10 protein-coding genes are annotated in these 14,586 nt (G+C 65.7%); all 10 read left to right on the top strand.

Going from position 1 to position 14,586, the window contains the following annotated elements; translation table 11 throughout:
* Position 1: 1 nt before the first annotated feature.
* The 10 genes from ACP7DD_RS09735 (at position 2) to ACP7DD_RS09690 (ending at position 14,366) form a co-directional block, all read left to right on the top strand.
* Positions 2-1,162 carry an ATP-binding protein gene (locus ACP7DD_RS09735; RefSeq protein ID WP_426174577.1) on the top strand — a complete coding sequence of 387 codons (1,161 nt, stop codon included), beginning with the start codon at positions 2-4 and terminating at the stop codon, positions 1,160-1,162.
* Positions 1,163-1,182: 20 nt separating this feature from the next.
* A complete protein-coding gene (locus tag ACP7DD_RS09730; protein WP_426174576.1) occupies positions 1,183-1,863 on the top strand; it encodes a response regulator transcription factor in 681 nt (226 codons plus the stop codon).
* Positions 1,864-2,021: 158 nt separating this feature from the next.
* The gene (locus ACP7DD_RS09725) at positions 2,022-2,702 is read left to right on the top strand and encodes a transposase (protein WP_426174574.1); all 681 of its coding nucleotides are present in this window, start codon (positions 2,022-2,024) and stop codon (positions 2,700-2,702) included.
* A 293-nt stretch (positions 2,703-2,995) separates the two neighbouring features.
* Positions 2,996-7,711 carry a glutamate synthase-related protein gene (locus ACP7DD_RS09720; RefSeq protein WP_426174572.1) on the top strand — a complete coding sequence of 1,572 codons (4,716 nt, stop codon included), beginning with the start codon at positions 2,996-2,998 and terminating at the stop codon, positions 7,709-7,711.
* Positions 7,712-7,796: 85 nt separating this feature from the next.
* Positions 7,797-9,260, top strand: a complete 1,464-nt coding sequence (locus ACP7DD_RS09715) for a glutamate synthase subunit beta (protein WP_426174571.1) — start codon at positions 7,797-7,799, stop codon at positions 9,258-9,260.
* A 529-nt stretch (positions 9,261-9,789) separates the two neighbouring features.
* Positions 9,790-10,383, top strand: a complete 594-nt coding sequence (locus ACP7DD_RS09710; RefSeq protein ID WP_426174569.1) for a biliverdin-producing heme oxygenase — start codon at positions 9,790-9,792, stop codon at positions 10,381-10,383.
* Positions 10,373-10,723: a hypothetical protein gene (locus tag ACP7DD_RS09705; RefSeq protein ID WP_426174568.1), complete on the top strand. Its 351-nt coding sequence runs from the start codon at positions 10,373-10,375 to the stop codon at positions 10,721-10,723. The genes ACP7DD_RS09710 and ACP7DD_RS09705 overlap by 11 nt, the downstream gene beginning before the upstream one ends.
* A 9-nt stretch (positions 10,724-10,732) precedes the next feature.
* On the top strand, positions 10,733-12,544 hold the full coding sequence (locus ACP7DD_RS09700; protein WP_426174567.1) for an ATP-binding protein: 1,812 nt from the start codon (positions 10,733-10,735) through the stop codon (positions 12,542-12,544).
* 172 nt (positions 12,545-12,716) lie between these two features.
* Entirely contained in the window at positions 12,717-13,907 is a 1,191-nt protein-coding gene (locus tag ACP7DD_RS09695) for a DUF3466 family protein (RefSeq protein ID WP_426174565.1), read from the top strand.
* 96 nt (positions 13,908-14,003) lie between these two features.
* The gene (locus ACP7DD_RS09690) at positions 14,004-14,366 is read left to right on the top strand and encodes a hypothetical protein (RefSeq protein WP_426174564.1); all 363 of its coding nucleotides are present in this window, start codon (positions 14,004-14,006) and stop codon (positions 14,364-14,366) included.
* Positions 14,367-14,586: the final 220 nt, after the last annotated feature.

The raw sequence follows: 14,586 nt of genomic DNA, 5'->3' as shown, positions 1-14,586 counted from the left end.
GATGACCCCGAGCACCACCGCCGAACAGTTTCGAGTCATCGCTGAAATCGGCGGCGACGTTGCCTGGGTTGTCGATTGTGCGACCGGGTTGCCAACCTACATCAGTGCGTCCATCGAGCAATTGCTCGGCTATGGCTACGACGACTTTCACCGCTGCCTGGCCGACGGCGGCGCCGACGGCCCGCTCGCCGCGCTGTGCGCCGGCCTGCCGCAGCGCCTGGCGCGGCTGGCCGGCGGCGACCTGTCGCGGCTGCGCCTGGTGCGCCAGGTCGACCAGCCGCACCGCGACGGGCGCAGCGTGCCGGTCGAAATCATTTCCAGCGTGCTGATGGACGCGGCGGGCCAGCCGGCGTCGCTGGTGGGCATTGTGCGCGACCTCGGCGCGCGGCGCGAGCACGAGGCCGGCCAGCGCCGCTTCGCCAGCATGCTCAACCACGAATTTCGCACGCCGCTGTCGACCATCGACGGCGCCATCCAGCGCCTCGAAGTTACCGGTGTCAATGCCGACGCGCCGACCCGCGAGCGCTACCGCCGCATTTCGAAAGCGGTCGAGCGGCTCATCGGCATGCTCGACGAGTACCTGTCGCCGGACCGCATTGAAGCCTGCGACGTGCGCCGCCCGGCCGACCGCATCGATCCGCGCCAGCTGCTCGATGAAGGCGCGCAACTGGCGCGCGCGGCCGGGCGCGCGGTGACGGTCGCGCCAGGCGACCTGCCGGCGCTGCTGCGCTGCGAGCCGCAAGGCGTGCGGCTGGCGCTCAAGGTGCTGATGGACAATGCGCTGCAATACGGTCCGCCAGCGCGCCCGATCGAACTGTCCGGCCGCCGCCACGACGGCGGCATCGAATTGCTGGTGCGCGACCACGGCGATGGCGTGCCGCCCGAAGAAGCCGAGCACATCTTCGCCAGGGCGTATCGCGGCTGCAATGCCGGCGCGCGGCCAGGTTCCGGACTCGGCCTGTACATGGCGAAATCGGTTATCGAAGTGCACGGCGGCACCTTGTCGTTATGCAGCGTGGATAAGGAGGGGGCGATTTTCCGTATTTGGCTACCTGTGCGTGATGTTCTGGGGAAAGATGTTGCATCCGGCGAGCGCAGCAGTGATAATTCCAGTAACAATTACCGGTTGGCATTGGACCCTAAAAATGTCCGTGGTTTATAAGAGAATAGAATGGCCAACGCATGACGCAGATACTGATCGTTGAAGACAACGGCGAATACGCCGGTGACATGGCCGAGTTCCTCGTTGAGCTGGACCATGAAGTAACGATCGCTACTACCGCGGCGGAAATGTGGGCCGCGCTGACGAAGACGCCGGCGGCGGTGGTGGTGCTTGACCTCGGCCTGCCCGACGAGGACGGCTTCAACGTGATTCCCCGCATGCGCCAGCTGTATCCCGAAATCGGGCTGCTGGTGCTGACCGGCCGCGTCGCCTTCGACAACCGCATCCTCGGCCTGCGCCTCGGCGCCGACCACTATCTGACCAAGCCGATCAAGTTCCCTGAGTTGGCCGCCCACATCGAGGCGCTCGACCGCCGCGTGCGCCCGCAAGAGCCGGTGGCAATGCCGAGCAAGTGGACGCTGCGAGTGAGTGCTCGCCAACTCGAACTGATGGGGTCGGTGATCGACCTCACCGAGAAAGAGTGCAACTTCCTGCACCTGATGACGATCAACACCCGGCCGGTGCCGCGCCAGGTCATCGTTGCCGGCATCGGGGGCGACGACCCCGACGCCAGCCGCCGCGTCGACATGCTGGTGTACCGCCTGCGCAAGAAAGCGCGCAGCGGCCTCGGCCAGGACCTGCCGCTGCGCAGCGCCTACGGCGAGGGCTACAGCCTGTCAGCCGGCTTCACGCTATCCTGAGACCGCCGTCTGCCGGCTGCTCTGCCAATGGCAGGAATGACGGTATTACTGCTGACAGGGGCAGAGTGGTCGTGGCTAATCAAACAATTAATGATAAATAGGGACATGGTCAGATCAGTTCCGGTAGAATCGCCTGATTCCATCGATTCCCGACCGCCATGGCCCGCCTTCCCCGACTCGTCGTCGCGCACCAGCCTCACCACGTCATCCAGCAAGGCAATGACCGCCAGCTTATCTTCCGCGAGCCGGACGATTACCAGCGCTTCCTCGGCTGGCTGAAGCAAAGCGCGAAGGAATACAAGGTCGCCATCCACGCCTATGTGTTGACGCCGGACCAGTGGCAGCTGCTGGCCACGCCCGCCGACGCCGACGGCCTGGCCCAGGCGATGCAGCGGGTCGGCCGCTTTTACGTGCCCTGGTTTAATGCCAAGTACGGTCGCTCCGGCAGCCTGTTCCAGGGACGCTTCAAGACATCGGTGATCGACGCCGCGCACTTTTTGATGCAGTGCAGCTTATATATAGAGTTCCGCGCGCAGGGTGTCGGCGATGCCTGCTCGAGCTACGAGCATCACTCCGGCGTGCGGCCGGATCCGGTCATTACCGACCACGCGCTGTATTGGGCGCTCGGCAACACGCCGTTCCAGCGCGAGGCGGCGTACAAGGAACTGGCGGAGCGGGCGCTGACGGCGGCGCAGCTGCAGGTGATCGCAGCGGCGGTGCTCAAGGGCTGGCCGCTGGGGTCCGATGCGTTCAAGGCGGAGTTGCAGCACAAGGCCAAGCGGCAAGTGTTGCCGGCCAAGCGCGGGCGGCCGTTCAAAATCAAAGCCGCGGAATCCTGACCTTCGTCCCTGCTCAAAGATGGTCGGTAGAGGTTCCCGCCTGCGCGAACAAACGTTTTGAGGGTATTGGCTGAGGCAGCCGTCGTTCCATCGATTACCTCAAGACCGTCCTTCCCGCGATGGCGGGAATCCCTGCTGAGCTACCGAAGTCGTCGCTCACCGTGTCCCCATTTGATTGTTGCATGAACGCCAGCCGCTTTAATTCGACTCCGACCCTAATTGTTTCGGTTGACGGTTTCTGCTGCATTGCACTATTCTCGTCCTTCACCCCGAAAAAGCTGTGGAGAACGCGCATGATTGCCCAAGGTTTGTACGATCCCTCGAATGAACACGATGCCTGTGGCGTCGGTTTCATCGCCCATATCAAGGGCAACAAAAGCCACTCCATCATCGAACAGGGTCTGCTGATCCTGAAGAACCTCGATCACCGGGGCGCTGTCGGCGCCGACAAGCTGATGGGCGATGGCGCCGGCATCCTGATCCAGATTCCCGACCAGTACTACCGCGACGAGATGGCCAAGCAAGGCGTCGAATTGCCGCCGCCTGGCGAATACGGCGTCGGCATGGTGTTCCTGCCAAAGGAAAACGCGTCGCGCATCGCCTGCGAACAGGAAATCGAACGCGCCGCCCGCATCGAAGGCCAGGTCGTGCTCGGCTGGCGCAACGTGCCGATCGACGAGGCCATGCCAATGTCGCCGACCGTGCGTGCCAAGGAACCGGTGATCCGCCAGATCTTCATCGGCCGCGGCCCGGACATCATGGTCACCGACGCGCTCGAGCGCAAACTGTATGTGATCCGCAAGTCGTCCGGCCACGCGATCCAGGCCCTCAAGCTGCTGCACGGCAAAGAGTTCTTCGTGCCGTCGATGTCGGCCCGCACGATCGTCTACAAGGGCCTGCTGCTGGCCGACCAGGTCGGTGTCTATTACAAGGACCTGCAGGATCCGCGCTGCATCTCGGCGCTGGCGCTGGTGCACCAGCGTTTCTCGACCAACACGTTCCCGGAGTGGCCGTTGGCCCACCCGTACCGCCTGATCGCCCACAACGGCGAGATCAACACCGTCAAGGGCAACTTCAACTGGATGCGCGCCCGCGAAGGCGTGATGAAGTCGGCCGTGCTGGGCGACGACCTGCACAAGCTGTTCCCGCTGATCTATGAAGGCCAGTCCGACACCGCCTGCTTCGACAACGCGCTCGAGCTGCTGATCATGGCCGGCTACCCGATCGCCCAGGCGATGATGATGATGATCCCGGAAGCATGGGAAAACCACGGCATGATGGACGACAACCGCCGCGCTTTCTACGAATACCACGCCGCGATGATGGAGCCGTGGGACGGCCCGGCCGCGATGGCGTTCACCGACGGGCGCCACATCGGCGGCACGCTCGACCGCAATGGCTTGCGCCCTGCCCGCTACATCGTCACCGACGACGACCTGGTGGTGATGGCGTCCGAATCGGGCGTGCTGCCGATCCCGGAATCGAAGATCATCCAGAAGTGGCGCCTTCAGCCGGGCAAGATGTTCCTGATCGACCTGGAAGCGGGCCGCATCATCGACGACAAGGAACTGAAAGACACCTACGCCAACGCCAAGCCGTACAAGGCGTGGATCAACTCGGTGCGCATCAAGCTGGGCGATATCAAGCTGTCGGAAAGCCAGCTGGCGCACAACCGCGCCAAGGATACGCCGGCGCAAGGCGAGAAAACCGCCGCCAGCCTGCTCGATCGCCAGCAGGCGTTCGGCTACACCCAGGAAGACCTGAAGTTTTTGATGATGCCGATGGCGCTGCTGGGCGAAGAGGCGACCGGCTCGATGGGCAACGACTCGCCGCTGGCGGTGATGTCGAACAAGCTCAAACCGCTGTACAACTACTTCAAGCAACTGTTCGCCCAGGTCACCAACCCGCCGATCGACCCGATCCGCGAGGCGATGGTGATGTCGCTGGTGTCGTTCATCGGCCCCAAGCCGAACCTGCTCGACACCAACAACGTCAACCCGCCGATGCGCCTTGAAGTGTCGCAGCCGGTGCTCGGCTTTAACGACATGGCGCGCCTGCGCAGCATCAGCGTGCATACCGGCGGCAAGTTCAAGTCGTACGAGCTGAACATCTGCTACCCGGTTTCGTGGGGCAAGGAAGGCATCGAAGCGTCGCTGGCGTCGCTGTGCGCCGAGGCGGTCGACGCCGTCAAGTCGGGCCACAACATCCTGATCGTGTCGGACCGTAACGTATCCGCCGAGCAGGTCGCCATTCCAGCGCTGCTGGCCACCTCGACCATCCACCAGCACCTGGTCGGCCGCGGCCTGCGCGCCTCCACCGGCCTGGTGGTGGAAACCGGTTCGGCGCGCGAAACGCACCACTTCGCTTTGCTGGCCGGCTACGGCGCCGAAGCGGTCCACCCGTACCTGGCGATGGAAACGCTGGCCGAACTGGCGTACGACCTGGCCGGCGACAACACGGCCGAGACGGCGGTGTACAACTACACCAAGGCAATCGGCAAGGGCCTGATGAAGGTGATGTCGAAGATGGGCATCTCGACCTACATGTCGTATTGCGGCGCGCAGATCTTCGAAGTCATCGGCCTGAACAAGTCGCTGGTCGACAAGTATTTCAAGGGCACGTCGTCGAGCGTCGAAGGCATCGGCGTGTTCGAAGTGGCCGAGGAAGCGCTGCGCCTGCACTCGCTGGCGTTCGGCGAAGATCCGGTGCTGGCCGACAAGCTCGATGCCGGCGGCGAATACGCCTACCGCGTGCGCGGCGAAGAACACATGTGGACGCCGGACGCGATTGCCAAGCTGCAGCACGCCACGCGCGCCAACAATTTCTCGACTTATAAAGAGTATGCGCAGCTGATCAACGACCAGAGCCGCCGCCACCTGACCTTGCGCGGCCTGTTCGAGTTCAAGCTCGACCCGACCCGCGCGATTTCGATCGACGAAGTCGAGCCGGCCAAGGAAATCGTCAAGCGCTTCGCCACCGGCGCCATGTCGCTCGGCTCGATTTCGACCGAGGCGCACGCCACGCTGGCCATTGCCATGAACCGCATCGGCGGCAAGAGCAATACCGGCGAAGGCGGCGAAGATCCGGCCCGCTACACGCAGGAACTGAAGGGCATCCCGATCAAGCAGGGGCAGACGATGTCGTCGGTCATCGGCGCCGGCAATGTCGTCGTCGACATCCCGTTGCAGGACGGCGACTCGCTGCGTTCGCGCATCAAGCAGGTGGCGTCGGGCCGCTTTGGCGTCACCGCCGAATACCTGAACTCGGCCGACCAGATCCAGATCAAGATGGCGCAGGGCGCCAAGCCCGGCGAAGGCGGCCAGCTGCCGGGCCACAAGGTGTCCGACTACATCGCCAGCCTGCGCTTCTCGGTGCCGGGCGTGGGCCTGATTTCGCCGCCGCCGCACCACGACATCTACTCGATCGAAGACCTGGCGCAGCTGATCCACGACCTGAAAAACGCCAACCCGCGCGCCTCGATCTCGGTCAAGCTGGTGTCGGAAGTGGGCATCGGCACGGTCGCCGCCGGCGTTACCAAAGCCAAGGCCGACCACGTCGTCGTCGCCGGCCATGACGGCGGCACCGGCGCCTCGCCGCTGTCGTCGGTCAAGCACGCCGGCACGCCGTGGGAGCTGGGCCTGGCCGAAACGCAGCAGACCCTGGTGCTTAACGGCTTGCGCAGCCGCATCCGCGTGCAGGCCGACGGCCAGATGAAGACCGGCCGCGACGTCGTCATCGCCGCCATGCTCGGCGCCGACGAGATCGGTTTTGCGACCGCGCCGCTGGTGGTCGAAGGCTGCATCATGATGCGCAAGTGCCACCTGAACACCTGCCCGGTCGGCGTCGCCACCCAGGACCCGGTGCTTCGCGCCAAGTTTTCCGGCAAGCCTGAGCACGTGGTCAACTATTTCTTCTTCGTCGCCGAAGAAGCGCGCCAGTTGATGGCGCAGCTTGGCATCCGCACCTACGACGCGCTGATCGGCCGCGCCGACCTGCTCGACAAGTCGAAGGCGATCACGCACTGGAAAGCGCAGGGGCTCGACTTCGCCGCCATCTTCTACCAGCCGAAAGCGCTGCCGGGCATGGCCAACTACCATACCGAGCAGCAGGAACACGGCCTGGAGAAAGCGCTCGACCACAAGCTGATCGCGCAGGCGCGCGCGGCGCTGGAAAAGGGCGAGCGCGTCTCGTTCATTTCGCCGGTGCGCAACGTCAACCGCACGGTCGGCACCATGCTGTCGGGCGAAGTGGCCAAGCGCTACGGCCACGCCGGCTTGCCGGACGACACCATCCACATCCAGCTGCAGGGCACCGCGGGGCAGTCGGCGGCGGCGTTCCTGGCCGCCGGCATCACGCTCGACCTGGTCGGCGAAGGCAACGACTACGTCGGCAAGGGCTTGTCGGGCGGACGCATCATCGTGCGGCCGAACACCGAATTCCGCGGCTGGGCAGTGGACAACATCATCGTCGGCAACACCGTGCTGTACGGCGCAATTTCCGGCGAAGCATTCTTTAACGGCGTGGCCGGTGAACGCTTTGCCGTGCGCAACTCGGGCGCGACGACGGTGGTCGAAGGCTGCGGCGACCACGGCTGCGAATACATGACTGGCGGCACTGTCGTCGTGCTCGGCGCCACCGGGCGCAACTTCGCCGCCGGCATGTCCGGCGGCGTGGCGTATGTCTACGATCCGGCCGGCGATTTCGAGAAGCGCTGCAACACCACCATGGTCAACCTCGAGCGGGTGCACAGCGCCAACGACCAGGGCGACGTTTCCGGTTGGCACAGCCAGAGCCGCGACAGCGAGCGCGAGTCCGACGAAGCGATCCTGAAGCGCCTGATCGAGCGCCACTTCAAGCACACCGGCAGCACGCGGGCGCGCTACCTGCTCGACAACTGGGCCGAAGGCCGCGCCAAGTTCGTCAAGGTATTCCCGACCGACTACAAGCGCGCGCTGGAAGAGATGCACAACAGCAGCATGGAAGAAGCGGCCGAGAAAATCGCCGCATAACATCATTCCCGCGCAGGCGGGAATCCGTGCTGAGCTCGCCGGGTCGTAGCGCAAGCCAAGACAAGACATATTTAAAGGATTTATCGTGGGTAAAATCACCGGTTTCATGGAATTCCAGCGCGAGGAAGAGGAGTACCTCGCCCCCGTCGCGCGCCTGAAGAATTACCAGGAGTTCGTGCTGCACCTGACCGACGGCCAGGCCAAGCACCAGGCCGCGCGCTGCATGGATTGCGGCATTCCGTTCTGCCACACCGGCTGCCCGGTCAACAACGTCATTCCCGACTGGAACGACCTGGTCTATCACCACCAGTACCGCGCCGCGCTCGACAACCTGCACTCGACCAACAACTTCCCCGAGTTCACCGGCCGGGTGTGCCCGGCGCCGTGCGAGTCGGCCTGCACGCTCGGCATCAACGACGATCCGGTCGGCATCAAGTCGATCGAGCACAAGATCATCGACACCGGCTGGGAGCACGGCTGGGTGGTGCCGCAGCCGCCTGAAGCGCTCACCGGCAAGAAGGTCGCGGTGGTCGGCTCCGGCCCCGCCGGCCTGGCCGCGGCGCAGCAGCTGGCGCGTGTCGGCCACGCCGTGACGGTATTTGAAAAGAGCGACCGCCTCGGCGGCCTGCTGCGCTATGGCATCCCCGACTTCAAGATGGAAAAGTCGCACATCGACCGCCGCATCGAACAGATGCAGGCCGAAGGCGTGACCTTCCGCGCCAGCGTACTGGTCGGCAAAGACTTCCCGGCGTCGGTCAACAACTGGGCCAAGGAAACGATCTTCCCCGAAGACCTCGAAAAAGAGTTCGACGCCGTCATCATCGCCGGCGGCGCCGAGCAGCCGCGCGACCTGCCGGTGCCTGGCCGCGAGCTCAAGGGCGTGCATTTCGCCATGGATTTCCTGCCGCTGCAAAACAAGGTCAACGCCGGCGACAAGCTCAAGGACCAGATCAAGGCGGGCGGCAAGAATGTCGTCGTCATCGGCGGCGGCGACACCGGCTCCGACTGCGTCGGCACATCGAACCGCCATGGCGCCGCTTCGGTGGCCCAGTTCGAACTGATGCCGCAGCCGCCCGAAACGGAAAACAAGCCGCTGGTGTGGCCGTACTGGCCAACCAAGCTGCGCACTTCGTCGTCGCACGAGGAAGGTTGCGAGCGCGACTGGGCGGTGGCGACCAAGCGCTTCGAAGGCAAGGGCGGCAAGGTCGAGAAGCTGATCGCCTGCCGCGTCGAATGGAAGGACGGCAAGATGGTCGAGGTGCCGGACTCCGAATTCGAAATGAAGGCTGACCTGGTGTTGCTGGCGATGGGCTTCGTGTCGCCGGTGCAACAGGTGCTCGATGCCTTCGGCGTCGAAAAAGACGCCCGCGGCAATGCGCGCGCCAGCACCGATGGCGAGAACAGCTACGCGACGTCGGCGCCGAAGGTATTCGCCGCCGGCGACATGCGCCGTGGCCAGTCGCTGGTGGTGTGGGCGATCCGCGAAGGCCGCCAGTGCGCCCGCGCGGTCGACGAATTCCTGATGGGCTCGTCGGTCCTGCCGCGCTAACCCCGCCACGACTACAACGCCAGCTTTTTTTGGCCGCGTCGTTCTTGCTGCCACTTCATTCAATTTCGCGCGGCATGCCGATTTGGCATATCCGTGATTCGGCACAAATGGTTGGCGAACTCGACCGCCACTGTCGCAATCAAGCAGGCATGCCGGTGACCATACTGTTCTTAAGTTCCCGTTCAAAACAAGGAGTGGATCATGTTAAGTTGACTTGCAAAAATCTCGGCACGTGTATCGATGCTTGCCGCGGCAGCAACGCTGGCCGGCGCGCTCACCGGTTGCGGTGGCGACAATGACTCGCCGCCGCCGCCACCACCGGTGCCGAAGCCGCCTTGTGGCTGCACCACGGGCTAGCGGCAAACCTGGACGGGCCATCTGTGCGCCCGCCCGCTTCTGTTTCGACCATTCGAGCCTCATCGCGCCCGCATCATCGGTTCGCGTGATACGATTTCGCCCTGACGCGCGGTCGGCTGGTGGAAACCTTCCATCCCAACCGTTGTCGAACAGCGAGGTGGGGTTGGAAAAGGTGTCAGACGTAGTCGAACACGATGTGCTGGTCGCGCTTCGCCGCGCCACGGCCGACCGCCACGATATTCTCGACCGCGCCATGCCGCTGGCGGCCGCGGCGCCATCGCTGGCCGATTACGGCGCGCACCTGGCGCTGCTGCACGCATGGCTGGCGCCGATCGAAGCCTGGCTGGCCGCTTACCACGACGGTCCGCAAGATCCGGCACGCCTGGCGCCGCGCCCGCGCGCGGCCATCATCGCCGCCGACCTGGCCGATCCGGCCATGCCGGCCCAGGCGCCGTTGCCGCTGTTCGAGCCGCCAAGCTGGACCGATGGCGCCAGTCCCGCCTACCGCTGGGGCGTGTGCTACGTCGTCGAAGGCTCGCAACTGGGCGGCGCGGTGCTGTTCAAGCGCCTGCGCGGCGTGCTCGCGCCCCATCCATTGACCTATCTCGGCGCCGACGGCGCCGTCGTTGGCGCGCGCTGGCAGCAGTTCCTGGCCGAGTTGCGCGCCGACGTCAGCACCCCATGCGCCGTCGCCGACGCCTGCGCCGGTGCCTGCGATGCATTCGACAGCCTGCTCGCGCTGATGGACGCCGCCCATGAACAGTGACGACCTGGCGCCCGGCCTGACGCTGGCCAACTGCGCCGCCGAACCGATCCACCTCCCCGGCTCGATCCAGCCGAACGGCGCGCTGTTGGCGTTCAGCCCGCAGCGCCTGCTGATGGCGTGGAGCGCCAACTGCGCCGACCTGGTCGGCGCGCGGCCGGCGCTTGGCGCCGAGCTGGCGGCGCTGAACCTGCCGCTTGCCGCCGTCGAACTGATCCACGAAGCCGGCGCCGACCTCGCCGCCGGCGAAACCATGCCGCTGGCCTGCGAAGTGACCATCGGCGGGCAGCAGTTCGACTGCATCGTGCACGCCTACCAGGGCCGCATCATCGCCGAATTCTAACGCCGCGCCTTGAGTTCCGACGCGGTCGCCTCGTTCGCGCTGAAGGCGCATGCTGCCATCGACCGCCTCAAGCGCCAGCAGTCGGTCGACGCGCTGCTGAACATGGTGGTGCAGCAGGTGCGCCAGCTGACCGGCTTCGACCGCGTCATGGCCTACCGCTTCCGCCACGACGACAGCGGCGACGTCGTCGCCGAAGCGTGCGACGACACGATCGCGCCGTACCTCGGGCGGCGCTACCCGGCCAGCGACATCCCGGCGCAGGCGCGCCGCCTGTACCTGATGAACTCGCTGCGCCTGATCAGCGATGTCGGCTATCTGCCGGTGCCGGTGCTGGGCCGCGATGGCGACGCCCCGCTTGACATGAGCCACGGCGTGCTGCGCAGCGTCTCGCCGATCCACGTCGAATACCTGCAGAACATGGGCGTGCACGCGTCGATGAGCATATCGATCGTCGTCGGCGGGCGCCTGTGGGGGATGCTGGCCTGCCACCACATGGCGCCGCGCCAGGTGCCGTACTCGATCCGCATGGCGACCGACGTGCTGGCCCAGGTGCTCGCTTCGAGCATGCAGACGCTCGAAGCGCGCGGCCAGGCGGCCGGCATCGAACGCGCCGCCGAACTCGGCTCGCGCGTGCTCGAAGCGATGAGCGACGAAGACCAGGTGCTGTGCGCGCTCGCGCCGCTGGTGCAGGAACTGTGCACGGCGCTGCAAGCCGATGCCCTGGTGGTCGCGCTGCACGGCGAACTGATCAGCCACGGCGACATCGACGACGCCCTTGCGCGCGCCATGCTCGCCTCGATCGGGGCCAGCGGCGAGGTGCTGTACCAGCGCACCGACGTCGCCGACTGGCCGCAAGCGCTGCGAGCGCAGCTGGGCAAATGGGTCGGCATGCTGGTGCTGTCGTTCGACCCGGCGTCGCAAGGCGTGCTGCTGGCCCTGCGCACCGAGCAGGTCGAGGCGGTGCGCTGGGCCGGCAGGCCGGAAAAGACCATCGTGCACGGGCCGCTCGGCCCGCGCCTGACCCCGCGCGGTTCGTTCGACGAGTGGCGCGAGACCGTGCGCGGACGCGCCGAGCCGTGGGACGCCACCAGCCTGACCATCGCCAGCGGCTTGCTGTCGAAGATCAGCCGCGCGGTGGCCGCGCGCAACGCCGAAGTCGACCGCGCGCGCACCGAGCTGATGGCCATGCTCGGCCACGACCTGCGCGACCCGCTGCAGGCCATCAACATGGCCGGCGCGATGCTCGAACTCGGTTCGAAGTCCGAGCTGATCGGGCGGCGCATCAAGTCGTCCAGCAACCGCATGCAGCGGCTGATCGGACACGTGCTCGACATGAGCCGCATCAACGGCGGCATTGGCCTGGGCATGCAGCTGGCGATGACCGATCTGAACGCAATGCTGTCCGACCTGGTCGAGGAGCTCGGCGCCGCCCACCCGGGGGCCCGCTTCGAGCTCGATATGCCGGCGTCGGTCAGCGCGATGGTCGATGCCGACCGCCTGGTGCAGGTGCTGGCCAACCTGCTCAGCAACGCGCGCCACCACGGCGACGCCGGCAAGAGCATCACGGTCGGCCTGCGCGGCGACGGCGCGCACGCGTTCATCACCGTGCGCAACCAGGGCGCGCCGATTGCGGCGGCGGTGGTCGAGAAGCTGTTCGATCCGTTCAAGCACACCTCGCTGAACAATCCGCGCAATCGCCAGGGCGTCGGACTGGGGCTCTACATCGCCTACCAGATCGCGCGCGGGCACGGCGGCGCGCTGGCCTACCACTACGAGGCGCCGGAGATCGTGTTTACGCTGCAGTTGCCGCTCGGGCACTGAGCGTCGGCAGCGCCGTATTCCCACAGAGCGTGCCCGGCGCTTTCGCGCGCACGCCTGATGCGCGACAAGGCGGCTCTGCCGCTCCCGCTGTTGACGCCACCATTGACGCAACCATTATCCGCGCCGCCGCTCTTACTGATCAGGAGTTCCACCTTCGATCAAGGAGCAAGCCATGTTGATGACACAGGAAAAATTCACGGCGCGCGGCCTGTTGCGGGCAGCGGCATTGCTGGTCGCCTTTACGCTCGCCGGCTGCGGCGGCGATGACTGGCACGACCAGCCGCGCGCGCCAAGGTATCAGGGCGTCACCTACGACGTCATCGCGCTCTCGCTCGGCGGCAAAGGCACCGAAGCGGTCGTCCACCACAACGGCATCACCGCCGACGGCAAGGTCGCCGGTACCATCGACGCGCGCGACGGCAGCCTGCACGCCTTCCTGTACGACGGCAAGACCATGATCGACCTCGGCACGATGGGCGGCGCCGCCTCGGAGGCGCACGCCATCAACCAGCGCGGCCAGGTGGTTGGGCGCGCGTTCGGAGCCGGCTGGTCGCGCGCCTTCCTGTACGACGGCAGCATGCGCGACCTCGGCAACTTCGGCGGCGCCGAGGCACTCGCTGCCGACATCAATGAAAGCGGCGAGGTCACCGGCTACGCCACCGGCGCCGACGGCGTCCGCCACGCTTTCCTGTACCGCGACGGCCAGTTGAAGCAGCTGGTCACGCCTGGCGGCGGCGCCTCGGTGGGCTGGGTCATCAACGGCGCCGGCCAGGTGGCGGGCGACTTCCACGGCGACACCCGCGTCCAGCTCGGCTTCTTCGACGAAGCGTGCGGCTGCATCAAACCGCTCGGCACGCTTGGCGGCGCCGAATCGCTGGTGGTCGGCTTGAACGACGCCGGCCACGTCGTCGGCGTGTCCGACACGGCCGGCGGCCGGCGCCACGCCTTCCTCTACCGCGACGGGGTCATGATCGACCTCGGCACCTTCGGCGGCGCCGGCTCGTTCGCCGCCGCCATCAACGAGGCCGGGCTGGTGGTCGGCGACGCCGACACGGTGTCGGGCGACGCGCGCGCCTTCGTCTACGACGGCAAAGCGCTGCGCGACCTCGGCACCTTCGGCGGCACGCAGTCGCGCGCCGATTCGGTCAACGGCGCCGGCCAGGTGGTCGGCTTCGCCCGCACCAGCGGCGGCGAGCCGCGCGCGTTCAGCTGGACCGCGGCCGACGGCATGGTCGACCTCAACACGCGCATCCCGGGCGCGCCGCGCGACCTGGTGCTCAGCGGCGCCGGCGCCGTGTCCGACAGCGGCGATATCGTGGCGTATTCCAACTTCGGCCTGATGTTGCTACGGGTGCGCAGATAGACCATCTGTGCGCGATGCCGGCAGGCAGCGAAGAGCCGCGCTTGACGTCGCTGCCGATCGTCTTAAACTGGTTTTAATCACCGGAGAGCAGCGGATATGGCAACAGCAAGTAATGGCACGGACTCGGCATCGCCGATCGCAATGCTGACCGCTGAGATGGGCTTGATGAAACAGCGAGTCACCGGCCTGGAGTTCCGGCTCGACGCCGTGGAAAGGCGGCTCGACGCGGTGGAAAGACGGCTTGACGCGGTGGAACGGCGGCTCGGCGCAGTCGAATCGAAGCTGGCCGAACTAGGCGAACGCGTAGCTCGCCTCGAAACGGGCGTCGAATACTTTTATTCCGAGCTTAAGAATGTTAGCCAGAGGCAGATAACCGACTTCCGTCTGATGTTCGGATCCCTGATCACTGTTGCGATTGGCCTGGCGGGCATGATGGCGAAGGGCTTCGGCTGGCTCTGAAGCTGCTCGTATCGCGGTCCTTGCGCATGCCCGACTCCGCTGGCGCTTCAGTACATACCAATAAATACAGGTGTTCACACTTGAGGCGGTTGAATTTGCATCCGCGAACGCCGGCTCCGGCCCGCATTCGCAACCTTTACATGCATACGTGAATTTATATTCGGCAACTACAGGGCAGCGCCCCAGATTTCCATTGTTCATTAAAATCAACTACCTACGG

Source organism: Massilia sp. TWR1-2-2 (assembly GCF_049897565.1).
In the GTDB taxonomy this organism is placed as follows: domain Bacteria; phylum Pseudomonadota; class Gammaproteobacteria; order Burkholderiales; family Burkholderiaceae_D; genus JAFCUW01.
This window is presented reverse-complemented; position numbering and strand designations above follow the sequence as displayed.